The organism is Streptomyces macrosporus, assembly GCF_039533145.1.
Taxonomy (GTDB): Bacteria; Actinomycetota; Actinomycetes; order Streptomycetales; family Streptomycetaceae; genus Streptomyces; species Streptomyces macrosporus.
In genome coordinates, this window is the sequence record NZ_BAAASZ010000020.1 from 366,857 (window position 1) to 392,531 (window position 25,675).

14 protein-coding genes are annotated in these 25,675 nt (G+C 70.2%); 3 read left to right on the forward strand and 11 right to left on the reverse strand.

Annotated features, from left to right (window positions below):
• Positions 1 to 97: 97 nt before the first annotated feature.
• The 4 genes from ABD335_RS13740 to ABD335_RS13755 form a co-directional block, all read right to left on the reverse strand.
• Positions 98 to 1,354: an McrC family protein gene (locus ABD335_RS13740; RefSeq protein WP_344322575.1), complete on the reverse strand. Its 1,257-nt coding sequence runs from the start codon at positions 1,352 to 1,354 to the stop codon at positions 98 to 100.
• Positions 1,347 to 3,449: an McrB family protein gene (locus ABD335_RS13745; protein ID WP_344322576.1), complete on the reverse strand. Its 2,103-nt coding sequence runs from the start codon at positions 3,447 to 3,449 to the stop codon at positions 1,347 to 1,349. The genes ABD335_RS13740 and ABD335_RS13745 overlap by 8 nt, the downstream gene beginning before the upstream one ends.
• Positions 3,450 to 3,559: 110 nt before the next feature.
• Positions 3,560 to 4,963, reverse strand: coding sequence for a hypothetical protein (locus ABD335_RS13750; RefSeq protein ID WP_344322577.1), 1,404 nt, complete (start codon positions 4,961 to 4,963; stop codon positions 3,560 to 3,562).
• On the reverse strand, positions 4,938 to 5,165 hold the full coding sequence (locus ABD335_RS13755) for a hypothetical protein (protein ID WP_344322578.1): 228 nt from the start codon (positions 5,163 to 5,165) through the stop codon (positions 4,938 to 4,940). Before ABD335_RS13755 ends, ABD335_RS13750 begins: the two co-directional genes overlap by 26 nt.
• A 98-nt stretch (positions 5,166 to 5,263) precedes the next feature.
• On the opposite strand from ABD335_RS13755, the gene ABD335_RS13760 reads away from it, so the two are divergent.
• Positions 5,264 to 5,902 carry a hypothetical protein gene (locus ABD335_RS13760; RefSeq protein WP_344322579.1) on the forward strand — a complete coding sequence of 213 codons (639 nt, stop codon included), beginning with the start codon at positions 5,264 to 5,266 and terminating at the stop codon, positions 5,900 to 5,902.
• Position 5,903: 1 nt separating this feature from the next.
• On the opposite strand, the gene ABD335_RS13765 is transcribed toward ABD335_RS13760, so the two are convergent.
• The 3 genes from ABD335_RS13765 to ABD335_RS13775 form a co-directional block, all read right to left on the reverse strand.
• A complete protein-coding gene (locus tag ABD335_RS13765) occupies positions 5,904 to 9,095 on the reverse strand; it encodes a DEAD/DEAH box helicase (RefSeq protein ID WP_344322581.1) in 3,192 nt (1,063 codons plus the stop codon).
• Entirely contained in the window at positions 9,082 to 9,891 is an 810-nt protein-coding gene (locus tag ABD335_RS13770) for a hypothetical protein (protein ID WP_344322582.1), read from the reverse strand. The genes ABD335_RS13765 and ABD335_RS13770 overlap by 14 nt, the downstream gene beginning before the upstream one ends.
• Positions 9,892 to 10,068: 177 nt before the next feature.
• Positions 10,069 to 10,509: an ATP-binding protein gene (locus tag ABD335_RS13775; protein ID WP_344322583.1), complete on the reverse strand. Its 441-nt coding sequence runs from the start codon at positions 10,507 to 10,509 to the stop codon at positions 10,069 to 10,071.
• Between the two features lie 110 nt (positions 10,510 to 10,619).
• Between ABD335_RS13775 and ABD335_RS13780 the strand changes: the two genes are divergently transcribed.
• Together ABD335_RS13780 and ABD335_RS13785 are read left to right on the forward strand one after the other, a co-directional pair.
• Positions 10,620 to 11,219, forward strand: a complete 600-nt coding sequence (locus ABD335_RS13780) for a helix-turn-helix domain-containing protein (protein ID WP_344322584.1) — start codon at positions 10,620 to 10,622, stop codon at positions 11,217 to 11,219.
• Entirely contained in the window at positions 11,216 to 11,413 is a 198-nt protein-coding gene (locus ABD335_RS13785) for a DUF397 domain-containing protein (protein WP_344322585.1), read from the forward strand. The genes ABD335_RS13780 and ABD335_RS13785 overlap by 4 nt, the downstream gene beginning before the upstream one ends.
• Before the next feature lie 4 nt (positions 11,414 to 11,417).
• Here the strand turns inward: ABD335_RS13785 and ABD335_RS13790 are convergent, their stop codons facing one another.
• The 4 genes from ABD335_RS13790 to ABD335_RS13805 form a co-directional block, all read right to left on the reverse strand.
• Entirely contained in the window at positions 11,418 to 13,070 is a 1,653-nt protein-coding gene (locus ABD335_RS13790; RefSeq protein WP_344322586.1) for a hypothetical protein, read from the reverse strand.
• A gap of 112 nt (positions 13,071 to 13,182) precedes the next feature.
• On the reverse strand, positions 13,183 to 17,310 hold the full coding sequence (locus tag ABD335_RS13795) for an Eco57I restriction-modification methylase domain-containing protein (RefSeq protein WP_344322588.1): 4,128 nt from the start codon (positions 17,308 to 17,310) through the stop codon (positions 13,183 to 13,185).
• Positions 17,310 to 20,342 (reverse strand): helicase-related protein, encoded by a 3,033-nt coding sequence (locus ABD335_RS13800; protein ID WP_344322589.1) that lies wholly within the window; start codon positions 20,340 to 20,342, stop codon positions 17,310 to 17,312. Before ABD335_RS13800 ends, ABD335_RS13795 begins: the two co-directional genes overlap by 1 nt.
• A gap of 46 nt (positions 20,343 to 20,388) precedes the next feature.
• Entirely contained in the window at positions 20,389 to 25,617 is a 5,229-nt protein-coding gene (locus ABD335_RS13805) for a DEAD/DEAH box helicase (RefSeq protein WP_344322590.1), read from the reverse strand.
• Positions 25,618 to 25,675 lie beyond the last annotated feature (58 nt).

The window sequence follows — 25,675 nt, forward strand, 5'->3', positions numbered from 1 at the left end:
TCACCGGCGTTGAAACGCGTGGTCGCCGGCGACTACGGTGTGCGTCTTGAGCAGCGGCTGCCCGGAGACGCGGACCTCCCGGTACACGGGAAGGTCGTCACCTGCCGGTCAACGGCAGCACCGATCCCACCCATGCCGTCGCCTCCTGCGGGAGTGTGCGGGTGTCGACGCCGAGGACGTGGATGTTTCCGAGGCACCCACGCGGGCTGTCGACCTGCAGGGCACGGTAAGAGTGCCCACCGGTACGTGGGTGGACTATTACGGCACGCCGATCGTCGCTCGAGGTGTAGCCGGCGCTGTAGGTGAGGAGCTGGTGAACATCCGCGGCACCGACACCGTGGCGGTCGTAGCGCTTGTACTTGGCATCCACCGGCAACAGCGTGCGCACAGTCGGGTCCCGGCCAGGAAGGCCGAGCAGGACGTCCGGTCGGAAGGCCGAGGTGATACCGAGGTCGCCCCGCACGGTGATGCCTGACGCGCCGCTGCTGGGGACGGCGTGCCCGCCGTGCGGGATGGCGGCGTCGGTGACCAGACGCCGGACGACGGCCTCCCAGAGGGCGGGCATGGCGAGCAGGAGGCCGTCCGCCGCGATGCCGCGGTCGGTGAGGATGTCCGTCACGCCGCCGCCGCGCAACAACAGCCGGGCCCAGGTGTGTGCGGCGCGGTAGCGGGCGTTCAGCCGGGTGTACCCAATGTGGTCCAGGGCGCGGAGGGCGGCGTCGGGAGACGTGGCCTTCGGGAACGCGTCGGCGATGGTGTGGAGGTCGCGGGCCAGGTCGGGGCTCGTGATCAGGGCGCGGGCCACCTGCAGCGCGGTTCCCAGGACACGGTTGTCCCAGATGTTCGTCTCCCGGTCGAAGGTGCGGATGTGTAGCTTGTCCAGCTGTCCGTAACGGCGGGTCGTCTGGGTCGCGACGTCCAGGCGTCCTCGCAGGACCGGTTCCACATTCTGGCAGCGTACGTAGTCCCGGCGCAGTCCCTCCCGCAGCAGCCGCTCGCACTGCTCCAGCAGGGCCGAGGCCACAAGGTCGGCGTAGCCTTCCGGGCCGGCGGCCCAGTGCCGTGATGTCACCGGGAGCGGAGCCGGCGCACCGAGGGCGTACGCGAGCCAGCCCATGAGCCGATCGCCGGAAACGGCGAACTTGGGCTCGATGACCAGACGGATGCGGTCGAGCACCAGTAGGCCGACCGTCGCACCGGCCTTGAGTCGCCATCCTGTCGGAGTCTGTTCCAAACTGAGACGACCGTGCGCCTGCAGGGCGCCCAGACGCATGACGTCACGGGGCGTGAGCTGTGAGTCCGCCAGCAGGGCTGAGCCGTACTCCCCGATCCGTACCGCGGTGCGATCAGGCATCGGGGCCCGGCGTGCCGCTGGTGAATTCGCTGGCCAGTGCGGCGACGAGGTCCTGCGGCGACATCAGCGCGGGACGCCCGGTGTCCGCATCGACGAGACCGCCGAGAATGCGGTGCAGCAGGTCGGCGCGCCCGAGGCAGTAGTCCTCCAGCAGCGGAATCACCTCGTGGTGGAAGGCGGCGGCCAGATCTTCCTCGGTGGCGATCGGCTCGCCGTCGCGAAGCAGGTAGGCGTGTCCGATCTGATGGTCGGTGTCGAGATGCCGGGTGATGCGGGTGTTGAGGGACTCGAAGAACTGTGCCAGGTCCAGTGGACCGACGGTGCCGGACACGACATCCGGGTCGGGGCCGACCGGAAGGAAGGCGAAGCGGCGGCGTACGGCGGCGTCCAGGTGGCTGATGCTACGGTCCGCCGTGTTCATGGTCCCGATGATCCGCACGTTCGGCGGTACCGAGAACGTGCGTCGGCTGACGGGCAGGGTGAGAGGCAGGCCGCGCTTGTCGAGTTCGAGGAGCGTCACCAACTCGCCGAAGATGCGCGGTAGATCACCTCGGTTGATCTCGTCGATGATCAGGAGGAACTCCTCGTCCGGGCGGGCGGAGGCCTGGGTGCACAGCGTGTGGAACACCCCGTCGGTGAGCGCGAGCGTCAGTCCGGGACCCGTGACGTTCATGTCCGGTTTGAAGCCCTCGACGAAGTCCTCGTATCCGTAGGAGGGATGGAAGGTCACCATGTGGACGCGACCGGCCCGCAACATCTCCGCTTGGGCGGCGGCACGCTGCTCGGGCGGAGAGCTCAGGGCGTCCGCCCGACCGGTGAGGGCGAGGGCGGCACCGAGCGCGAGTCGGGTCTTGCCCGTTCCCGGGGGTCCGTGCAGGATCACCTGTCCCTTGCGGCCCAGTGCCTCCAGTACGTTCTCGACGTCCTCGGGCAGCATGACGGGATCACCGGTGTGCGGCTCCGCGGTGTGTGTGCCCGGGGCCGTGATACTCGCGGAGATCCGCGCGAAGAGGGCCGCGTCGACCTTGGCGAACGTGGACCGCCAGCCGTGTTGCGGCTCCGGCAGTTTCCGCGCGTGCGAGACGTCCCACGTCACCGGAACGACGTGCCGGTATTCGACATGGTCGGGCTCGAAGCGGTAGCTACCGCTGACGGTGCCGGTCGCGAGGACCTCGTCCGTCCCGCGGTTGGCGACGATCCGGTCCCCCGGCTCCAGGTCCCGGAAGGCGAGCAACCGCCGGGCGAGTGTCAGGCTGCCTCCGCTGCTGCGTGGCCAGCGCGCGTCGAGTGCCTGTTTGAGTTCGGTGTCGCTCTGGTACTGACCCAGGTCACCGAGCTCGTCCCACCCGACGCGGATCACCGCGCCGTCACGGCACTCCTCCCACAACCGGCCGCGCTCACCGGGTGCGATCTTCCAGATCGTGTTCTGCCGCGGGCGCGGATCGAACCTCAGGTACAGGAAGCGCATGACCTGCTGCCCGCTCCATCCGTCGAACTCCGGGCAGGAGCGGACGAGTTCCAGCAGATGACGGTTGCTGTGCCAGGCCGGTGCGTCGGTATGCGCTGAGCCCCCCAGCAGGGTGATGAACCGGCGCAGATGCTCGGCCGCGTAGATGGGCAGAAAGTGCTCGGGGAAGTACGTGGCCAGGGACTTGGTCACCAGTGCCGGTCCGAATCGCAGCACCTCCAGATCGTCCACGGCGTCGAAGTCCCCGGTACCCACGGCCTCGAAGGCCTGCACGAACTGTTCGCGCAGTTTCTCCCACGCTTCCTGCGGCTCCATCCCGCGCAGCGGAGCGGCCAGCCGCCACTCGCCGGAGTTGTGGTGGTACATGATGTGCTTCGCGGCGCTGCCACCCTTGATGCTGCCGAGGTTCGGGGTACCGAACTCCATCAGTCTGCAGTACGTTGGTCCGTCCGCGGACGGCGCCGGCTGCCCCAGGGCGTAGCGCGACAACGGCATCGTCGCCCACTCTTCCAGAGGGAACCGCGACAGCACCTGCTTGCGTTCGTCTTCGGCTGCTGTCTCGGCTTCCGTCACCGTGCTTCGGTCGAATTGCGCTGCTGCCGTCTGCAGGTCCGGTTCGTCCGCCATGAAGGTCATGATGCCGGAACATCGGCATCCGAGGGCTGGACTCAGGAAGGCCGTGGCTGGTGCCGGAACGGGGAGCCCCGGTGGGGCTTCTCCCCGTCCCGGCTGTGCGGTCACCAGGATTCGAGCACCCGTGTGCCGGGCGTATCGGCGGGCAGCGACGCCTCTCGAGCACGGGAGTTGAGGGCGGTCAGCCTGCCCGTCGTTCGGTCCAGGTGGAAGGCGTACGCCTTGGCCTTGTCGGCGAACTCCGCTGCCGGGCGGGTGAGACCGCCGCCCGTGATGAGGATCAGACGCTTGGGCAATTCCTCGCCGGCCGCCGCGGCCATGCCGTTCAGCCGCTGGATCTCGGGGGCCGACAAGTCCTTGCCGGTGGTGCTGCGCCACTCGATGTGGAACACCTCGGACTCGATCGGGATGCCGGCCTCACCTTCCACGAGGTCCGAGAAACCGAGCGTGGTGAGTTGGTGGAGGACCGCTTCCGTGATCTCCCGAGGGGTCAGCGAGCCCGGGCGGCGTTCGGGTGCGCTCTCCTCGAACCCGTCCAGGAGATCGGGGAACTCCTCCATCCACTCGGGGACGTCGTTCTGCACGGGCAGGTCTGCGAAGAGGCTGTCCTGCATGGCGGATCGGGGCTTTGGAGAGGTTGGGGCGGCGGGCTCCGGCGGTGCCCACGGCGGCTCCGTGTCCCATGCTTCCGGTCCTTTGCCCAGCAAGTCGGCGAGTTCCTCCACGGATACGTCCGTACGTGGCACGCCCGGTGTGGGGGACGATGTGCGGCGGAGGCACCATGCGAGTTCGACACGGCCCCACCCGCCCCACCGCGGTGTGTGCACGTCCACCAGCCATCCGAGGGTGGGCTTGAGTGAGACGCGCACGAAGGCCTCGGGAAACTCGGCTTCCAGGAACGCTCCCTCGCGGGTGTCGACGACGTCGAGCTTCGGCGCGTGGCGTGGCCCGTAGGCGAAGTACCCGTTCCCGGCGACCACCCGTCGCACGCGTACACCCCGCATGTCCAGGAGGTCGGCCAGCTCGGTCATCTCGGACGGCTCGCTCTCGTTCCAGCGCCAGGGAGAAGGCAGCGGCTCTCCGGTGAGCTGGGCCGAGGCATGGGCGTGCACGGCGTCCACGAGCACATCGTTGGGAGTGTTCAGCGGCCAGAGGGACGGCTCGCTGTTCAGGACGGGGCCCATCACCGCCCAGACGATGCTGTGCCCCACGCGTAAGTGGGCCAGGCCGACCGACTGGGTCCCGGACAGGAGGACCTTCAGGATCATCCGTCCTTGTGAGTCGTCGAAGAGGACCCTTCCGGCCAGTTCGGGATGGCGTTCACGCAGGACCTGTTCCAGGGACTGGAAATGCATGTGTAAGCCGAAGGCGGCAACCATGTCACCGGGCGGAAATTGCAAGGGACCTGACTCCTGTCGGGGCGGGCCGCGCGCTCGACGGGCGGCAGTGTCGTGGTGCCTCGTCGTAGCGTAGGCCACTTCGTCATCGGCGCTCGAGGGAGTGGTCACCCACCACTGAGCGGTAGGGCTTCAGGAGCGGCTGCAGTTCCCGCTTGATCAGGGCCGCGTCGGCGTCCGGCAGCCGGAGCGGGGCCCGGCGCATGCGGAAGCTCCAGTGAACAGGGTCGGGGAAGACCTGGAGATCATTGACGAGATTGCGCAGGACGACGCCCTCGCGGAAGGGCGTGAGACCGGGACGCGCAGCCGGCACCCTTCGGCGGAGCGGCGTTCCGGGGCTCGCCGGTGGTGTCAGGCGTTCACCGGGGTCCCTATGATCAGTCGCGGGGACGAGGACAAGGGGGGAACGGCGTGACCACGAGGTACGGCACAACGCCCGACGCGGAGGTCCCGGGCGACCGCGAGGACGACGACCTGGACCAGTCACTGCGGAACATCGAGCAGGCGGTGCGCACCGCACAGCGGGCCTTCGACGAGATCGGCCGGTGCAACCAACTACTCGATCACGCGCAGGAATCCGGTGACGAGGCGATACAGGAACTCGACGTGTTGCTGCGCCACCGCGAGCACGCGGCCGTCCCGGCCCTCCTCGACCGGCTCGACGTGCTCGCGGCCGAGGTGGCCAGGTCAGAGGCGGACCGCACGGTGGTGTGTCGCATTCTGTTCGGCGAGGACGAGGAAGACGGACCGGCCGATGCCGTCGACGCATGGACGGTTCCGCGCCTCACCGCGGACGACCTGCCACGGATCCCCACGGTGCACGACGTGGAGGACCCGGGAGACAGCACGCTGGAGGACATGTGGGAGCGCGATCGGGCGCTCGCCTCACGGCAGCACGAGGTCCGGCAGGAGCGGACCCGGATCGCCGCCGATCACCTGCGCACGGTGACCGCGAAGGCGGTGGACTCCTTCGGCACGCCGACCGCCACGGCCGCACTGCTCGCGGAGGCTCGTCGGGCGTACGTACTGTGGGCGTCCTGCGTCCGGTGAGTCACTGCACCCCGTCGAGGATCCGCCACACCGTCCGGTAGGCCGGGCCCTTGGCACCCAGAGCCGACCGCCAGGCCGTCTCGGGCAGCGCGGCGAGCCGGCTGCGCGCCGCCGCGGGGCCGCTCACGCGGTCCTCGGTGGCGATCGCCGCGGCCATGCGGGCCGCCGCCGAGCGCGGTACGCCGACGAGCCGCATCGCGATGGCGTCCTCGGTGCGGACGCCGTAGAAGGCGTACGACGGGATGTTCCGCAGTTCGCGCTGCGTCTCGGTGGTGAGGGTCGCGAACTCCTGGCCCAAGGTCAGTGACTGCAGTGCCGACAGGCCCCAGGAGACCGTGGGGGCCATTTCCCCGAACAGCCGTTGGCAGCACCGGGTGATGGCCTTGAGGCTATTCCTCTCGCCGGCCTTCATGAAGTGGTCTTCGGCCAGCTGCGGTACGGACGCACCGCCCACCCAGTCCTGGATGACGCGCGCGATGTAGTCACCACTGCGGCCCTCGTGCTCCGCCGTGATGTCCTGGAGGCTGTCCCGCAGTTCGGGCACCTGGAGCATGATCCCGATCAGCTGGGCGAGGGGTCTGCGGTCCCCCTCGAACAAGGGATTCCCCCACACGTCGCGGTCGATCTGCGCCTCCCCCAGTCGTTGCAGCGTGCCCGCGACGCTCTCCCACGAGAAGCCGGTGCTGTCGACCAGCCCCAGGGCCTTTCCGGACAGGCGTTCCGCGTACTCGCGCACGCTGCGCGTCAGCTGGGCGGCCCAGTCGCGGTTGGTCTGCCGCAGGTTCTGGAAGCCCAGCGTGCCGCGGAGGATCTGCTCGGCCTCCTCGGCGAACTCCTCGTGGTCGCCGATCTGGCGGTACGTGTGGGCCAGGTACTGCACGAAGGACGACCACTCGGGCAGGTGCGCCAGGGTGTGCAGGTCGAGGTGGCCGTATTCGCTCATGGCCTTGCGCACCATCTCGACGAGGGTGGAGTTCAGCTCCGCCACCTGCCGGCCGACGAACTGCCGCAGCTTCCCGGCGCGCACCTCGTCCTCCGCGGCCAGCGCGATCAGGCCCACCTCGCCTTGCTCGACCCGCCCGGCACGCCCGACGAGGTTCCAGAAGTCGGGCGCCGGAATGTCATTGCCGTACGGGAACTGGTGCGAGGCCAGGACGACGTTCGCCACCGGGAAGTTGACGCCCTGGGCGATGGTCGTGGTGGACACCAGATGGGTCAGGTCACCGGTCTCCATCAGGTACTCCGTGACGACTCGGATCTCGTCCGGGAGACCGCGGTGGTGGACGCCGATCCCCTTGGCGAGCAGACCTGCCAGCGGGAAGTCCGCGCCGAACTCCTCCTCGACCACCTCCCGCACCGCCCGCAGGTTCTCGCCCTCATCCGTCAGCTCGGTACGCCCGCCCGCAATGGTCTGAGCGATCGACCAGGCGTGGCCCGGCTGCTGCGCCAGCGTGATGGTCTGGCCGCGCGCCGCGAGAACTGTCGCCGTCGCCGCGGCAAGCTTGCCCGGGCTGCTCACCTGCGACCAGGACAGCCCGAGCGGCCGGTATCCGTCCAGGGGCAGCAGGTCCGGCACGCTGAGTGTTCTCCGGCTGGTGACCAGGGGTTCCAGGGCGATCCGGAAACCGCCGCTGCCCGGGGCGCGCTCGCGCTGGGCCAGCGCCAGGATGCGGTCGTTCGGGGTCCAGTCCACGGACAGGCCGACCGACTGGCGGCTGCCGCTGTCCAGCCACTCGGCGATGACGTCCCCGTTGTCGATGAAGGGCGTCAGGAGCAGGAACCCCGCGTCCTGGGCCTCGCGGTTGACTGTGGCGAGCAGCAGCTCCAGTTTGATCCCGCGTTTGTCCACGCCCAGGTGGTGTGCCTCGTCGGCCACGACCAGACACAGCGGACGCCCGATCTTCTCCTGCCAGCCGGACCGCAACAGCAGGTCCAGCTTCTCCGGTGTGGACACCAGCACCCGGAACTGCCGCTCGCTGCGGTCGGTGAGCATGTCCGCCTCCAGGCCGTCGAACTCCAGGGCCGGGCTGACCCGCTCCACCCCGATTCCGAGGCCGGCGAAGTCGCGGCGCAGCCGGCGCGTCACCTGGTTCACGAGTGCCCGGTTCGGGGCGACGTACGCCACCCAGCCGCGCTGCCTGTCGTAGGCGTTCAGCGCCTGGAGGATGCGGAACTGGGCGATCAGGGTCTTGCCCGCGCTGGTGGGCAGGCTGACGACCACACTGCGGTGCGCCGTCCTGATCAGACCCTGCTCGGCGAGGGCCACGCGCTGCGGCGGCAGCACCTCGAAGATGGGGCGCGGCCGCCCCCGGTCGACGAGGGAGGCGACGAAGGCGTTCACTTCCGGGCTGACCGCGCGGGCCACCGTCCACAGACTGTTGTCGACGATCTGATCCGCCGTGGCCGCGAGCAGCCGGACCAGCACTTCCAGGTCCGGATCGGCGGAGGTCATCGCTGCCTCCAGGGCCCGGTCGCAGTGCGCCTGCACGCGCTGGCGCACCCCGTAGTGACGGCTGGGCCGCTTCTCCCGCATCAGGTGCCCGGTCGCCAGGTACTCGGCGAGCAGTTCCGCCGTCTTGAGCAGGTGGTAGTGCGCGGCCAGCGACCAGGCGGCGGGCCGGGCGTCGTCCCCGGCCTGCGACAGGTACGCCTCCTCCCACGCCGCTTGGTCCTCGCGCAGCCCGGCGACGACGTGGTCCAGTGCGTCGAGGTCCTCCCACCCGCGCTTGCGCAGCAACAGCAGCCACGCGTCCGCCGTGCCGCGCCGCACCCGGCCCTCCCAGTCCTCCTCGGGATCCGGTGCGGAGGGCAGCTCGACGTCCGCGAGCAGCCGGGCCGCGAGCGGCGTCTCGTCGGCGATCCACCCCAGGCACGCGGTGCGCAGCAGCTCCAGCCGCGCCTCGGGGGAGTCGCCCTCGGGCAGCCGCGCCCGCGCCAGGGCGAACATCTGCCCGCACAGCCGTCGTGTGGAGGTGGCCTTCGGATCCTCCGCGATGGCGTCCCATGCCAGCAGATCCAGGGCCCCCACCGCGAAGTCGACCGCCTCGCGACTGTCCGGGGAACCCTGGGGAACCTCCGCGTCGACCGCCCGCAGGGCCGAGCCGATCAGCACGCGCTGCGCCCGCTCACCGGCCTCCTGTACGAGTTCCGGTTCGAGCGCGCCTTCCAGCCAGCCCAGATCAGCCAACGTCACCCACCCCCGCGTGGGCGGGCCAGGCGGCCATGCCGATCGGCAGGTACCAGGCGGTCAGCAGCGCGTGCATCGGCTCCACGACCGTCTTGGCCAGCTCGGCGGCGGGCCCGCTCAGGTCCGTGGCCAGGGGAGCGGTGTCCCGCACCAGGCAACCGAACAGCCGGAAGTCCCTGCCCCGCGAGCTGATGAAGCGGTGGGCCGCGATCTGGTAAGCGCTGACGTGCTCGGCGCTGCGGCACCGATGGCGCAGCCACTTCATCAGCGTGAAGTGGTCGTTCCCCTGCGACAGCCGCTTGAGCTGCTCGATCATGCCGTCCGGCCGGGCGGTCATCACCTTCGGCGGACTCTTCGCCTCCGACGACGACTTCACCTCGCCGAACAGCAGCGTCGCCGTCCCGTCCGCCACCCATAAGCCCACCAGGTCGGCACCCGGCAGGCTCGCCTTGCGGGTGCGCCGATCCCGGGCGCCGTCCCACAGCCACACCGCGCCGTGCCAGTGCTCCAGCAGCACCTCGGCCAGGGCCTCGCCGAACTGCCAGGGTTTCGGCTCCGGCTCGGTCGCCAGCAGGGCGCCGATGAACTCGGTCTCCATGTCGGTCGTGGCCAGCGACCGCAGCTCGGCGACGATGTCCCGGGTCGCCTCCAGGTCGCCGGCCCGCTCGGCCCACGGCCCGGCACCTAACTCCCGCATCACCTCGGGCGTCAGCCCGACGCCGCTCCAGGTCACGGCTCCGTCGGTGCCGCCGTACAACTCGATCCCCTGTGGGATGCGCGGTGCGGCACTGCCTTCCCCCATGCGTACGTCCTTCCCCCACCCGGCACCCCCGTGCCGGCCCCGTGTCACCGCCCGACCGGGCCGGGTGGTGCGTCCGGCCACTGCTGAGCACGATGATGTGAACAGGATTCTCTCCACCTCCCCGGCCGTTGTCCACGCCGTGTGTCCGTCTGTGAACGGACTGTCTCGCATTCCCCGTCAGGTGAGTGGGAGACATGCCCAGACGGTCTTTCCGGAAGGCGGCCGGGGCTCCGTGCCCCAGCGGGGGGCGAGCGCGTCGACGAGGACCGGACCGCGCCCGGACTCGTCGGGGTCGGGGCCGGGAACAGTGGTGGTACGGGGCTGGGGTCGGCGCTCGCCGCGGGGGTCGGCGACCTCGACACGGAGGGTGTTCGGCGCCTCGACGACCAGCCCGAGGCGGAAACAGCGGTCTTTCACCCGGCCGTGGGTCACCGCGTTCGCGGCCGGCTCGGCGACCACCACGGCCGCGGACTCCCTGGCGGTGCATGAGGGCGGCCATCCCCACTCCGCGAGCTGCTGCGCCGCCAGGAGCCGAGCCAGGCGGACACCGCGGGGCGTGACGCTGAGGAGCTGGGTGAACTGCCGGGTCACCCCGGGGGTGGAGATGTGCGGCTTCATATCACCGAGCGTGGTCGGCCCGCTCACGCTGACCAGCAATCCCTTCGGTACGGAGGGTGCGTGTACCGGTACGGACGGTGTCCCGTGCGGGATGTCGGCCGTGATCTGAGATGGGGGTGATGGTGTCGGCGGCGCAGGAGTCCTACGAGTCGTACGACGACGGCGAGCTGAGCAGCGACCTGATGCGGGCGATCGGCAAGCAGCCGAAAGTGCTGCGGGAACGGGCCGGGATGGCGCAGAAGGAGCTCGGCGACGCGCTCGGGTACAGCGAAGATCTCATCTCCTCGGTGGAGAGAGGGAGGCGGACGCCGCAGCGGGGGCTGCTGGAGGCGGCGGATGAACTCCTCAACGCCGGTGGGGTGCTGAAGGCAGCCATCGACGAATCTGTGCTGCGGCGCAAGCTCGGAGGACGCAAGGTGCGGCAAGGGCAGTTGGGGCGCCTGGTCGAGCTCGGTCGGTTGCGCAACATCACTCTGCAGGTGCTGCCGCTGGACTGCGAGGAGAACCCCGGGGTGGACGGGCCGTTCGTGCTGCTGACCCCGAAAGGGAAGCAGCAGGTCACCTACCTGGAGGTGCAAGGTGTCGGCCAATTGATGGCGGACCCCGAGGAGGTGCGTATCCTGGCCGCGCGCCACGGAATCATTCGTGGGCAGGCCCATACCCCGCGTGAGTCCCTCGCCCTGATGAAGGAACTGTTGGGAGAGAGATGACCACTGACGCAACCTCGCCGGAACTTGCCTGGTTCAAGAGCAGCTACAGCGGAGCGGAAGGCGGCGAATGCCTGGAGACCGCCGCTACTCCCGGCGCCGTGCACGTGAGGGATTCCAAGGGCCCCGCCCGTGCCCAGCTTGCCTTCCGGCGCCGGGAGTGGGACGCGTTCGTACGGTTCGTCTCCGGACGCTGAGCGCTCAGGTCTTCGTGTTGGTGGGGTGCGGGCCGAGGTAACCGACGTATACCAGGCCGGTGTTGGGGCCGTCGTCGTGGAAGTAGAGCCGTGGGGCCACCATGTTGCCGCCGCCTATGCGGAGGTGGGCCTCCATGAACAGCTTCTTGCTCGGGTGGACGGTCTCGGGAACCGGGAACGTGCGCTCCCGGCGCCAGTTCTCGCGACTCCCGACGGTCTTGGACTCCTTCATCTTGACCTTGCCTGCCGGGAAGGGGTGCTTGCAGTCGTCCGGCAGGTGGGAGCACCAGTGGCGGAAGTCGCCGCCCGCCGTGCCGGCGGCTGACGCGGCGGCGTAGTCATTGAGGGCGCAGAGGGCGTCCCAGGCGACCTCGACCCAGTTGCCGATGCACTGGGCGTCGAGTTCCCTGGTGATCTTCTGGTTGCCCGTGAAGCGCAGATGGGGGAACTCGCCCATCCGGTCGAGGATCTCGGCGAAGGTGGCCGGGTAGTCGGCGGGTTCCTCGACGGGCACGTGCGCGAGGTCGTACTGACCTGCCTTTTCAAGCCGTATCTGCAAGGCCCGTATCTGGCGCTCGGCGTGCTTGAGCTTGGCGTACAGGTCCTGGTTCTCGGCGGCCTGGTCGAATTCCAGTTCCTCGGCGATCTGGAGCTGCTGGCGCAGGTCGCGCAGGACGTCCGCGTTGGCGTTCTCCCGTTGCTCCGCCTCGGCGAGCATCTTGGTCAGGGTGGCGTTCTCCGCACGGAGTTCGTCCAGGCCCGAGCCGTGGGCCGCCGGGCGGGGGCGGGTGCGCTGGACGGGCAGGTTGTCCAGGGGCCCGGGGAGCGGCAGGCGCAGGGCCAGTCGCTGAGGGAGGGCCGCGAGGATGGCCGCCGCCCGTTTCGGATTCGCCTCCAGCGTGGCCCGTGACATCACCGGGTGGCGCTGGGCGTCAGGCTGCCAGGCCGGATCCACGCCGGGGAGGTAGGTGCGGATGCCGCCGCCGAAGACGCGGTGGTGCTCGAAGGTGTCCTCGAACAAATGCTGTGCGTCCGGGCGAAGCACGTACATCACGGCGAGGCCGGCGAGGGGCTTGAAGGCCGGTTCGACGACCTTCTCCGTCCAGACCTCCGGGTCCTGCCCGTAGGGCACGCTCGCCACGACGATGGGGAGCCTGCGGTCCAGATCGCAGAGTTCCTCGATCACCTCCTCCACGTCGTCCGGTTCGATGAACTTCGGGACCGTGCCGACGTCGGCGAGACCGTCCTGGGCGTCGAGCGCGTCGAGCAGCAGCTTGGCGATACCGGGCGTGTTGGCGCGGATGGGCCGCACGGTCGAGGACGCCGGGAGGTGCTCGATGTCGACCTGGATCCAGGTGCGGCGGTCGTCCTCCCGGGGGTCCGAGCGGACGACGAGCGTGGACTGCCAGGTGCCCGGGACCGGCCGCTCCTTCCACTCGCGCAGGCGCCAGCGGGAGTAGGCGCCGTGCCGGCCGGAGACGGTGTCGTAGTCGAGGGTCACCCCCTCGGCTATCTCGTTGCGGCCCTTGTCCAGGGCCGAGGTGTCGTATCGCTTCATCACCCCCAGCCAGTGGTGCAGTTGGCGATCCGCGATGGCGGAGGCCGTGACGAAGTCCTGCTTGGTCGACACGACCATGCGGTAGTTGCGTGGTTCCATGGGCGGCTCCTGGATGGTGCGGCGGCGGGTGCTGGAGACGCCGAGTACGGCGCACCGCTAGGGCGGTGCGCCGGTGGGGGGTGCTCAGGCGTGGTGGTGTGGCAGCGGTGGGCTACGCCGGGTGGCGGGGACCCTGGCCGGGGGGCGGGTCGAGGATGGTCTGGTAGGCGGTGCCGGTGCGCTTGGCTTCGGCCATGCGGTCGTAGATGTCGAGAATCAGGTCCTTGGTGCGGTAGGTGCCGTGGACGGCCTCGTCCTCCCGCTTGACGATGGGGAACGTCTCCATGACGTAGTCGACCTCGTCACGGTCCAAGCCGTACAGGTGGAAGAAGGCGGCGTCCAGCTCGGCGCGGATCAGTTCGCGACGGTGTTCGTTCCAGCGAAATGGAGGGCCATCGATGCCCAGGTCACGGGCGTAGTAGACCATGTCGTGAGCTGTGTATGTGAGTTCTGCAATTCGGTGGATCACCCAAGCGGCGCCGTCATCCAGGTCGTCGAAAGCGGAGGGCAGCGGGACCGGGAGCTGATACAGGTAGCCGTGAGTAAGGTGGGTACCAGCGATCTTCTGCCTGATGACGTAGTCAAGCGCGAAGGCGCTGAAGCATGCTTGAAGAAGGGCTGCAGACTTAGCGTCTTCAGGAAACATCAGGTAGTAAGTGTGGCCAACCGGGTAGGCGGGGAGAGGAGATGCCACCATCGTGCGTGCGTTTGTTGCATTGCTGATATCACGCCAACCCATGAGCCAGCCCCGACGCCATCCCTTCTCCGTCAATCGAGAGGCCATACCTGGCTCTTTGACTGCGTTCCCTTTTCTGTCCTGCTTTCCGGTCTCCACGTCGAATTCTGGCACCCAGTACCGCGGTATCGATACGAAGCTCGGATCGTCGTGCTGCTCCGTCGTCACCCGAGGCAATGTTCCCATGTTGGCCTGGGCTTCCGTCTGGCCGTCATACGTGCCCAGGCGGTGGTCGAAGTGGTGCAGCATCTTCGCCTCGTACAGCGGCAGGTACCGCTTGCCGTCCCGCTCGAAGACGTTGCCGTTCAGGTTCCAGCCTTCGGCTACCAACTGCTCTCGCCTACGGAACAGATGTGCGTCGTCCGACATGTGGAACAACCTCGTGAACGACAAACCCCACGGGTTGCCGTCCGGGTCGCCCTCCCTGATCAGGACCGGCACCCGGCGGTAGATCCCCAGCGTAATCTCGGCGTCCCGGCGTGAGTGGAACAGAGGCAAGGTGCCGGTGTTGGGATTGACCAGCAGGATCTCCTCGGGGGGCATAGTGAAGCGGCGGCTCGGCAAATCTTCCATGTACCGAGTGCCGAAAGCGAAGGACGCCTCCCGCACTCGCTCTTCCCGGCCTGTCACTGTCATCAGGCAGAACCGAGTGAAGTGGTGAACTTCTCGGCTCAGCAAATACGCCTCATTCTCGAACCCCAGGAAGGACGCGACTCGCGCACTTCTCGCCAACTGGGAGAAGAACGGCGCCGTCGTCGCGTCCGTCGCGATGCCGGTCGGCAGCACCAGGCCGAAGCGCCCGTGCGGGGCGATGCCCAGGGACGCCGTCTCGGCGAACACGGCGTACGTGTTCACGTCACCCCGGCCCGCCAGCGGGAAGCGGCCCGAGTCGCGCAGCAGGTGACTGATGCCCTCCGCCTGGCGCTTGGCCGCGACGAAGTCCGTGTACAGCTTGCGCTCCGCCGGCTCCTCGCTCGCCACCAGCGCCTTGATCAGCCGTTCCCGGGCCGCCTTGTTCTTCGCGCCCGCGATCTTCTCGCTCCGCGTCGCGAAGAATTCCTGCTCCTGGAGCTTGACCCGCTCCCACGGCGGATTTCCCAGTACACAGCTGAACCCCCCGCCCCACCCGGTGCGCTCATCCACCCCCGTGGCCGAGAAGTCCGCGTCCTCCGGGACGGAGAACACCTCGGGGAACTCCAGGTGCCAGTGGAAGAACCGGTAGTCGTCCCGCAGCCGGTGGACCTCCTCCCGCGTGCCCTCCGGCAGCTTCTCCCAGCCGCCCTCCCGCAGGGCGAGCAGGCTCTCCAGGGTCAGGGCCGGCGGCCGGGCCTCCTTGGTCTTCTCCCAGACGAACGCCGCGCACCACGCGTCGGCCAGGTCCCGCTCACGGACGTAGTCCGACTCCGGGTCCGCCGTCAGCGCCAGATACGCGTCCCGCTGCCGGTGCACGTGCTCCAGGTCGTCGTTGCGCGCGTTGGTGATGTCCGCAGCCGCCCGAGCCAGCTTCACGTTCGAGCTGGCCAGCGCCGTGACCGACGTGAACAGCTCGCCCTGGTGGACGCCCGACAACCGGGCCTGCCACGCCGCCCGCTCCGCGGCGTTGCGCTTGCGCAGCGCCGTCACCCACGTCTTGTCGTCGCCCTCGATCGGCTTGAATGCCTCGTCGGGCAGGCCCTCCGCCAGCAGCTTCGGTGTCGTGCCGACCAGGCCGTTGCCGTGCCTGAGGTGCGCGTCGAGGAAGCTGAGCGGCTTGCCGGGCTCCAGGGACTCGATCCACAGGGACACCTTGGCCAGTTCCACGGCCATGGGGTTGAGGTCCACGCCGTAGATACAGCGGCTGATCACATCCCGAAGCGCAGTCCTCGTCGCCTCCGCGCTCGGCTCCGGGGAGTCCGTACGGACCGCCGCCAGGCGCTTGGCGATGCGGCGGGCCGCCGCGACCAGGAAGTGGCCGGAGCCGCACGCCGGGTCGCACACCGTCAGGCGCAGCAGCGCCGCCTCCTGCTCCTCGCGGGTCGTCCCCGACTTGACCGCGTCGTCTATCACCGGGTCCAGGGCGGAGTCGAGCAGGCAGTCGATCAGCGAGGAGGGCGTGTAGTACGAGCCGGTCGTCTTGCGTTCGTTGCCGGCGAGCGTGCGCAGCTCGAAGCTGTTCGCCGCGGGGTTGAAGCGCGGCACCAGCTCCAGCAGGGACTCGTAGATGGAGCCCAGTTCCTCGGCGCCGAGGTGGCGGTAGTCCACGCGGCGCGGGCGGTTCAGCTTGGGGTCGACCACGACGGACAGGGCCTTCACCGCCGTGAACAGGGCCTCGTTGGACAGCTCCAGGCCGTCGAGCACCGCGTCCTTCTCCGTGCGCTCGAACAGGCCGCCCAGGCCCGGCAGGCCGAGCTCCGGCAGGCCGCCCTCCTTGCCGAGGCCGTCCAGGACCAGGCGCAGGGCGTGCCACTGGTCGCCGTGCGGGCTGCCCGTGCGGCGGGTGGCCGTGCGGCGCAGGCGGGCCGTGGAGAAGTACTTCTCGTAGCGCTCGCGGGCCTCGGCCGGCGCGTCCGGCGGGATCAGCAGGTCGCGGTCCTCCGCCACGAACAGGAACAGCAGCCGGTACACCAGGTTCAGCAGCGCCGGGTGCACCTCCCGGACCGTGACCTCGGACGCGTGGAGCTTCTCGCGGAGCCCGCCGTTGTCCGGGTGGGAGATGAATCCGGTGCCCAGGGTGACCAGGGCCTTCTCCACGCCCTTGCGCAGCTGGTCGAGGGCGCGGGTGCCGCTCGCGACGGCCTCCGTGCGCCACTTCTCCAGCCAGCAGCCGGCCGGGCCGCTGTCGCCGCGGGGTTCCAGGCGGGAGCGGTGGGCCAGGCGCCACAGGAGCAGGAAGTCGGCGAAGCGGTCGCCCTCGAAGATGCCCTCGACGTCGAACTCGACGTACGCCGAGCCGACCAGGGAGGTGGAGTCGCGCAACAGGCGCAGCAGTCGGCCGTTGGCGAGCACGCCCCACAGGGCCTGGTCGCCGCTGCGGTTGAGGTACTCCTGGAGCAGCGACTGCGGGGCCGGGCCCGGCAGCGTCGCGTTCCTGCGGTCCAGGTCGACGTTCCAGCCGGTCAGGTGCACCGGCGCGCCCTGCCACACGTGGCTGACCGCGAACCGCTTCTCGCCGTCCGCCGACGGCAGGCCCTCGGCGGGCGCGTCCGGCAGACGGCCGTAGCCGAACTGCTCGAACAGCGGCAGCAGCCAGCGCTCGACGGTCACGCCCACGGCCGGGATGCCGTCGTTCCTGTCGGCGCCGTCCTTGGCGAGCTGGTCCTGGAAGGCCGCCCACACGCCCTTGAGGTACGACCAGGAGCGCTCGGCGGCGTCCCGGACGGTGTCGTTGACCGCGAACAGGCCGTAGTCGGCGGGCTGGGCTCCCGGCACGTCCTTGCCGTCGCGGATGCGCATCAGCATGTCCGGCGGCAGCAGGCCGCCGACGGTGAGGACGGAGTCGGTGACGATGGTCTTCGCGAGGCTCATCAGCGGGCTTCCCCGTTCGTGGTGGTGCCGGTGAGGACGGGGACCGGCAGGTAGTGGTACACGCCGAGCACGTCCGGGCGACCCTGGACGGCGACGCGCAGGCCGCGGCGGGCCGGGCCGGAGGCGCCGCGCACGTCCCGGAAGGCGCCGCGCACCCGACGGTGCGACTCCAGCAGGCGGGCCGCCAGCTCCTCGCCGTGCTGCTCCAGCGTGGGCATGAGGGAGTCCAGGGAGGACAGGATCTTCGTGATGTGGTCCTGGGCGAACTGGCGCTCGGTGTTCTGCGTCGCACGGGCGTCCAGCAGCGCGAACGCCTCCTCCTCGGGCAGCCACTCGGGGTTCGCCGCGCCGCCGCGGAAGGCCAGCAGGCGGGCGTCCTCGGCCAGTTGCTGATGGTTCTTGCCGTCGCGGCCGGGCAGCGTGAGCTGGAAGCGGTAGCGGACCAGGAGGAGCGTGGTGCGCTTGGTCACCGCCGTCGTACGGACCACCCCGCAGCGGCGGGCCGGGCGCTGCCACTGCGGCATCCGGTCGTCGAGCGCCGCGTCGAGGACGAAACGGGCGACGGCCGCCACGACCGGGTCGGTGCGGGTGAGCGCCACCTCACCGCGCGGGGCGGTCGGCGCGTCATGGAACGCCACCGGCCGGGGATGGCGCGGGCCGAGCAGCGTGTCGAAGGCGTCGCGGAGCGCCGCGGGCAGGGCCTCGGTGTGCAGGGTGAAGCCGTCCGGTTCGCCGCGCAGCGGGCCGGCGACGCCGCGCAGCGCGGTCAGAGCGTGACGGGTGAAGCGGCGTACCTCCTCGCCCGTGCCGAGCGACGCCCGCACCTCGGCGACCTCCCTGGCCACCTCGTCCTTCTTCACTGCGTGCTGCGCGTACCGGGAGCGGGAGGCCTTCTCCCGCTCGGCGGCGCTCTGCCAGGCCTCGTGCAGGTCCGCCGCCTGCTTCCCGGCGACCGACTCCACCGCGAACAGGCCCTCCTGCTCGAACTCGGCCCGCTCGCCGCGCAGGATGAGCCCCTCCAGGACGGCCTGCATCACGTTCTCGGACGAGTCCGGCACGGGCACGGAGATGCCGGTCGCCTTGCGGATGCGGGCGTGCTTGCGCAGCAGCACGTCCAGGACGATGCCGTCGATCGCGTTGTCCGCGCCGTACAGCGTGACCGCCTTGACGACGTCCCGGCGCTGCCCGAAGCGGTCGACGCGGCCCTCCCGCTGTTCGTGCCGGGTCGGGTTCCAGGCGAGGTCGTAGTGGATGACGGCGTCGAAGCTCTCCTGGAGGTTCACGCCCTCGGAGAGGCAGTCGGTGGCCACCAGCACCCGGCGCTCCGGGGGCGCCTCGCCGTCCTCGCCCTCCTCGGTCAGCGCCGCGATACGGGCCACCCGCTGGTCGGGGGAGAGCTCACCGGTGACCGCCTCGACGGCGTACGCCTTCTTCCCGCTGCCCTTCTTTCCCTTGCCGCCCTTGTTGAGGGCGGCGTCCAGGTGATCCTTGACGTACTCGGCGGTGGAGATGAAACGGCAGAAGACGATGGGGTTGTAGCCCTCCTCCAGCAGCTCCCGCACCGTGGCGATGAGCTGCTTGAGCTTGCGGTCCTTCGCCGGGCCGGCGAGCGCCTCGGCGGCCTCGGCCATGGCCAGCAGGCGGGCGCGGTCCTCCTCGTCCAGGGACTGGGCGTCCGGGTCGGTGTCGCCGGGGACCAGCAGGGTGCCGGGGACGGCGTCGGCGGACTCGGCCGACTCGTCGTCGGCGGGGTCGGTGACGGTGCGGCTGCCGATGGCGTCTGCCTCGGTCACCGAGTCGGCGTCCTGCACCCCGGCCCGGGTGCGCAGCGTCTTGCGCACGGCGGCGGGGGAGGAGCCGAGTGCGCGCAGCAGGGCGAGCGCCGACCACCAGCGGATGCGCTGCTGGAGGGCGCCGTCCGCGCCGCGCACCGTCTCGCGGGCGTAGCCGAGCACCTCCCCAAGGAGGTTCCGGTACTCCGGGTGCAGCGTGTAGGAGACCTCGCGGGAGAGCCGGTCGCTCGGGAAGTTGGCGTCGTCGCGGAAGTCGTCGCGGATGTCGGCACGCCGGCGCTGCACGAAGTGCCGGGCGAGCAGGGCGCGGCCCGCCTCGTGGTCGAGGCTGATCGACTCCAGCTTCTTGTCCAGCAGGCCCAGCAGGTTGCGGAAGGGCTCCTCCTTGCCGCTGTGCGGGGTCGCCGTCACCAGCACCAGGTGGCGTGCGGGGTCGTCGGCGAGGGCACGCAGCAGGGCGTAACGCTGCTGGCGCTGCTGGCGGCCGCCGCCCGGGGAGGAGTCCGCGACGCAAGTGTGCGCCTCGTCGACGATCACCAGGTCGGGGCAGTTCTTGATGAAGTCGTCCCGGTGCCGGGGCGACTTGATGAAGTCGGTGGAGACGACGTAGTTGCGGTCCGGGCGGAACACCGACTGCCCGTACAGGCGGCTGCGCTCCAGGCGTCCGATCGTGGAGGCCAGCACCAGCTCGGCGTCGATGCCGAACTTGCCCCGCAGCTCCGCCCGCCACTGCTCCGCGAGTGCCGGGCTGCACAGCACGACCAGCCCGCGGGCGTCGCCCTGGGCCAGCAGCTCGGCCGCGATCAGGCCCGACTCCACCGTCTTGCCGATACCGACGTCGTCGGCGATCAGCAGCCGCACGGTCTCCTGCCGCAGCGCCATCAGCAGCGGTACCAGCTGGTACGGGCGGGGCTCCACGGAGATGCCGGCCAGGCAGCGGAACGGGCCCGCGCTGGAGCGGAAACCGATCCGCAGGGCGCTGCGCAGCAGCCCGGCCGCCGCCTGGTCACCGAGGTCGGCGGGGCTCGGCGGGGCGAAGCTGGCGTGCTCCACCGTCTCCAGGGCCGGCAGCACCCCGGCGATGTCGTCGTCCGTGCCGCCCAGCGGGCGCAGGACGAGCAACTCGGGCTTCGACTCGGGCAGTACGACCCATTCCCGGCCGCGGGCCCGCACCAGCGAGCCGACCGCGAACCGCGTCTCGCCGTCCCGGGCGGGCGCGGCGGTGGTGGGCGACGTCATCGGTGGACCTTTCGGAAGAAGCGTGCGTGGTGTGAGACTGAGCAGGTCAGGAGGCGTCGGTGCCGAACACCGAACGGTAGCGGCCCACGACCTCCGACCAGTCGTCGTCGTGACGGAAGCGGATGACGTCCCAGCCGTCGTCGTACAGCCGCTCCTGCGCGTCCTCGTCCCGCTGGGCCTGTACGTCGCCGTCGTGGTGCGGCCCGTCGATGAACACTGCCACCGGGCCCGTCTTCGTCTCGTACACGAAGTCCGGGCGGGACAGCGCGCTGGGCACGAAGACCTGCTGCTTGTCGGGCAGCTTCAGGCCCTTCCGGGACAGGAAGGCGATGAACCGCCGCTCCAGCGAGCTGTCGGCGGCGTCGGTGAGGGCCTGGGCGTGCTCGTCGCGGGAGACACCCGGGCCCGCGTCGGCGACCTTCGCACCGGCGAAGCGCAGCAGCAGGTCCTTCACCAGCTTGCGGTCGATGACCTGGTGCCAGCGCTGGTTGCCGAAGGACAGCAGGCAGTCGTAGCAGCCCATCTCGCAGCGCGGGCCGCCCTCCCGGCCGCCGGTGTCGGCGCCGTCGGGCCGAAAGTGGGCGATCTCCAGGGCCCGGGCCGCGGCCCGGCGCAGCGCGTCCGGCTCGGCCTGCAGGCGGCGCAGCACGCCCGCCCCGCCCTCGGCGCTCTCGATGAACAGGATGCGGTCCCGCGGACCGTCCAGCGGGGGCAGCTGCTCGGTGTCCAGCTCGCCGTCCTCCAGCTGGAACTCCGCCTCGATGCCGCGCTCCAGGGCGTACTGCAGCGTCACCGCCACCTCGGGAGCCACCTTCTCGGCGAGCCGGAGGACCAGGATGTTACGGGTGTCCTGCACGTACGGGATCACCGGCACCTTGCGGTCCGCCTTCTCCGCGCTCTCCAGCCCGTCCTGCTCCTCGGTGGTCTCCTTGCCCGGCTTGTCCTGGCCCTTCTTGGCGTCCAGCCACTTGCCCTCGACCGGGTCCAGCCAGAAGCCGGAGCGCTGCTTGCTGCGCCGGTAACCGAGGTTGGTGAGGCGGACGGTGGCGCTGTCGCCGTAGGTCAGCTCGGCGAGTGCCGCGCCGTCCGCGTCGACCGCCGTCGAGTTGAGCGAGCCGTCCCGCGTGCCGTGCTTGTTGAACTTGTACGACACCTCGACCCAGTAGCCGGTGCGCTGCCGCTCCTCCTCGTCCGAGGAGATCCGGTCCCGGCGCTTGGTGAAGACCGTGCGGAGCTGGAGCAGGTTGTAGCGGGCCTCGGACAGCTCCTGGCCGCAGAAGTCGCAGGTGCTCTCCAGGGTCTCGCCGGTGTGCAGGTAGCCGCAGTGCTCGCAGACCTTGGCCTCCTCGGTCTGCAGATCGCCCGAGGCGCTGGTGGGCAGCTGGATGCGGTCGACCTGGAAGCGGCTGCCCTCGTGGTAGATGAAGGCGCCGGGGCCGAACTCGCGGATCGCGATGAAGCGCGAGCGCTGCAGGTAGTCGCCGTCCCGGCCGCCGCGCGTGGCCCGCCCGGTGCCGGGGATGAACGCGGCCAGCGGCAGGCGGGGGAAGGAGTACCCGGGCAGGAAACCCTCGGAGGCCAGATACCGGTACGGCGTGAAGTCCGACAGCAGGGTGCTGCCCGAGGTGTCCTCGTTCTTCAGCAGCTTCAGCTGCGTCTCCGCCTGGTGCCGGCGGCGCTCGGCCTGCGCCGAGGCCTCCTTGCCCAGGGTGTTGTCGAGGATGCGCCGGTGCTGGACCTCCCGCTCCCGCAGCGCCTTGCGGAACAGCTCCCGCCAGCGGCCCAGCGCGTTGTCGAAGCCGCCCGGCGCCCTCTCCACCGTGCGCTGAAGCCACTGCTCGTCCCACCAGGAGGTGGCGCTCAGCCGGTCCAGTGACTCCTGCAGCACCGCGGTGGCCCGCTTCAGCGCCCGCCGCTGTGCGGCGGGGTCGCGGATCTGCTCGACGACGTGCGGGAAGAGCCGCAGCGACGGTTCCTCGCCGTCGGCGTCCAGGATGTGCGGGATGCGCCGGCCCAGTTCCAGGCCCGTCTCCGCGAGCCAAATGGCGTGCACGTGCGAGCGCACCAGGTCCTCGTTGGCGAGGTCCAGACGGGGCGGGGCCACCTCGCCGGCCACCATCAGATGGGACAGGCGGAAGTAGTACTGGTCGTGGCTGTTGCCGGTGGCGCAGTACGTCGTGACCAGCGCCGGCTGGCCCTGCCGGCCGGCGCGGCCGCTGCGCTGGGCGTAGTTGGCCGGCGTGGGCGGGACGTTGCGCATCGCGACCGCGTTCAGGCTCGCGATGTCCACCCCCAGCTCCATGGTGGGGGAGCAGTAGAGCAGGGGCAGCGGGGTGCCGGCGCGGAAGTCCGCTTCACGGGTCTCGCGGACCGGCGCCGGAACCTGCGCGGTGTGCTCACGGGCGAGCAGCCCGGCGAGCGTGCCGGCGACGTTCTTGTAGAGGTTCTTGAAGAACGGGTTCACGCGGGGCCCCCGGCCCTTGCCGTACGTCCGGCGCAGCCGGTCCACCGCACCGAACTCGTCGTCCCGGGCCGTCCACACCACCGCCGTGTGGTTGATGCGGTACCCGGGCGACTCCCCGCGTCCCGCGGGCACCTCGGTGAGCAGGCCGCCCTCCTCCAGCACCTCGACCAGGTCGGCGATCACCTGCTGCGCCTCGTCCAGGGTCAGGGCCCGGCCCAGCGCCGGGAACCGACCGGGGCGGCGCAGGAACTTGCCGAAGGCACCCCGGGCGGTGATGTTCATCTCGCTGCGGGACCGGTTCGGGCGGCCCGGGCGCACGTAGGCCGTGCCCGGCGGAGGCGGGGTGCGCTCGGTCTCGGCGAGCCCCCACGCGTCGTTCAGCAGATACGACACCCTGCGCAACTCGTCGAAGCCGGACTGCTCGAAGTACGGGAAGTCCACGGCGCGCACGCGCCGCAGCTCGTCCAGCAGGATGCGGGACAGCTCCGCGCGCGTGGCCGGATCCGCGGTGCGCAGCGGCCCGGACGCCTTCGCCCAGCGGTCCTCCTCCGCGGCGATCTCCTCCAGGTCCGCGTACTCCAGCCGCAGCAGACCGGTCTGCTCCAGGTTGGGCATGGTGACCCGCCAGCCGCGCTCCAGGTCCAGGTACAGCCGGTACTCGACCACCTTGGCCAGGGCCCCTCGGGTGCGCCGGGCCTGCAGGGACCCCTCCTTGGGGTTGGCGGAGTAGTCCCGCGGTTTCAGACCCAGCTTGTCGACCACTGCCGGTGCCAGGTCCTCGTGCAGCAGGCCCTCCTCACCGGCCTCCGTCATGGCCTGGTAGAGGGCCCCGCGCAACTGGGTCACCAGGACGAAGTCGTTGAAGTGGCCCGCCTGGAGGCTGGCGTCTTGGCGGTTGTCGACGAAGGTGAGCAGCTTGCGGGCGTCCTCGTCCAGCTCGCTCGGCGGCAGTTGCTTGAGGTGCCGCACGATGCTGGAGCTGATGACGGAGGTGGCCGTGGAGCGGCCCTCCTGGTCCATCGTCATCAGCTTGCTGAAGTCCTTGCCGCGCGCGGATTCGTAGCTGACCCCGCAGTTGAGGCAGAACATGAAGGGCATGGGGATGTACGCCGCGTACAGCCCCTGGTCCCGGTCGACGACCGAGCCGTCGGGCCTTGCCCACACCGGCTGCGGCACGCGCTTGCGGCGGCTGTCGACGAGCACCTGGACGCCCCGGTCCTCGTCCGTCTTCAGCCAGCTGTCGGGGAAGCGCTGCTCGTCGATCGCCTTGCCGGTCTCGTCCGGCCAGGGGTTGTCGGCGCTGACGTACAGGTAGCCGTTGTCCTCGTCGTCCTCGGTGCGCGGCCGGAAGCGGTACGAGCCGTCCGGACGCTCCTCACGCGCCACGGTCAGGTACTCCTGACCGCACTCACGGCAGAAGGACAGCGGCAGCAGGATCTTGTCCTTGGCGCCGGGCACCCGCACCTGGTAGGTGCGGGTGATGTACCGGGTCTGCTCGTCCTCCAGGGAGACGTACACCGAGTCCCCCTTGGACAGGAACTGATGGAGCCGGAAGGCGAACAGCGGACGGCCGGTCTCCGGATCCCGGGCCTTCGAACCGGCGTGCAGCGTGTCACGGATGGCGGCCACGCAGTCCTCGTAGGACTCTCCGGTGCGCCCTGCCAGCTTGCGGGCCGCCTTCTGCACCGTCGTCGGCTCGGCCCGCACCAGAGTGCCCTTGTCCGGGCCGTCGGTGAGCGTGCGCAGACCGAACTCGGTCTCGATCCAGGAGGCGAGCGGGTCGGCGGCGAGGACGTGGTAGTGGGTCGAGGGCGCGCGCGTCCGTATGCGCTCGGCCAGTTCGGCGTCCGCCGGATCCTGGTCGCGGGTGGCGCGCACCAGCGTCTCGCCCACGACGCGCTCCGGGGTGACCGGGGTGGCGAAGAGGGTCGTCGCCACGTCGGCCACGGCCCGCCGCCGGTCCTCGAGGGTGCCCTGGGTCGACATGGTCGCCGAGGTGCCCACCACCTGCAGATCCGGCGCGGCACAGGCGTCGCGGACCCGGCGGACGAGCAGGGCGACATCGGCGCCCTGGCGGCCGCGGTAGGTGTGCAGTTCGTCGAGGACCAGGAATCGCAGCCCCTGGGCGGCGCGCATGAGGGCCTTGCGCTCCCGGGGCCTGGTGAGCATCAGCTCCAGCATCACGTAGTTGGTGAGCAGGATGTCCGGAAGGCTCTCGAGGATCTTCTCCCGCTCGTCCTCTCTCTCCTGACCGGTGTACCGCGCGAAGGTGACGGGCTCCCGGCCCTCGCCGTAGCCGTGCTGCAGGAACTTCTCCAGCTCGTACTTCTGGCTGTTGGCCAGGGCGTTCATGGGGTAGACGATGATCGCCTGGACGCCGGAGGCCGCCCCCTCCTGCTTGGCGCGCAGCACACGGTCCACGATCGGCACGATGTAGCCGAGGCTCTTGCCGGAGCCGGTGCCTGTGGTCAGGACATAGCTTCCGCCAGCCCGGGCCACCTCGATCGCGTCGCGCTGATGCCGGTGGAAGACGATGGGGCGCCCCTGCTCCGGCGGGCCGTTCTTCTCCTTGCCCACGCGGAAGATCCGCTCGCACTCCGGGTGCAGCAGCCCCTCGGCCACCAGCTGGCTGACGGTGCCGCCGGGAGCGAAGCTGGGATTCAGGGAGAGCCAGGGGTCGGGCCACTGGTTGCCCTGCACGAGCGCCTCGCGGACGGTCTCCTCGATCCGCGCGTTCTTCACGACGACGGATCCCGTGGTGAAGTCCTGGTAGTCGGCGATCAGCTGCTCGTGCACCTTGAAGACGTCCACAAAACCCTCACTCGTTCCCGCGCCGACCCGCACCGCTCACCGTAGCTGCTCCGGTGCT

Excerpts from the sequence above, each read along its gene's own strand:
- ABD335_RS13740 (WP_344322575.1), bottom strand. The coding sequence starts at position 1,354 with ATGCCTGATCGCACCGCGGTACGGATCGGGGAGTACGGCTCAGCCCTG.
- ABD335_RS13745 (WP_344322576.1), bottom strand. The coding sequence starts at position 3,449 with ATGGCGGACGAACCGGACCTGCAGACGGCAGCAGCGCAATTCGACCGA.
- ABD335_RS13770 (WP_344322582.1), bottom strand. The coding sequence starts at position 9,891 with ATGGGGGAAGGCAGTGCCGCACCGCGCATCCCACAGGGGATCGAGTTG.
- ABD335_RS13775 (WP_344322583.1), bottom strand. The coding sequence starts at position 10,509 with ATGAAGCCGCACATCTCCACCCCCGGGGTGACCCGGCAGTTCACCCAG.
- ABD335_RS13780 (WP_344322584.1), top strand. The coding sequence starts at position 10,620 with ATGGGGGTGATGGTGTCGGCGGCGCAGGAGTCCTACGAGTCGTACGAC.
- ABD335_RS13785 (WP_344322585.1), top strand. The coding sequence starts at position 11,216 with ATGACCACTGACGCAACCTCGCCGGAACTTGCCTGGTTCAAGAGCAGC.
- ABD335_RS13790 (WP_344322586.1), bottom strand. The coding sequence starts at position 13,070 with ATGGAACCACGCAACTACCGCATGGTCGTGTCGACCAAGCAGGACTTC.
- ABD335_RS13795 (WP_344322588.1), bottom strand. The coding sequence starts at position 17,310 with ATGAGCCTCGCGAAGACCATCGTCACCGACTCCGTCCTCACCGTCGGC.
- ABD335_RS13800 (WP_344322589.1), bottom strand. The coding sequence starts at position 20,342 with ATGACGTCGCCCACCACCGCCGCGCCCGCCCGGGACGGCGAGACGCGG.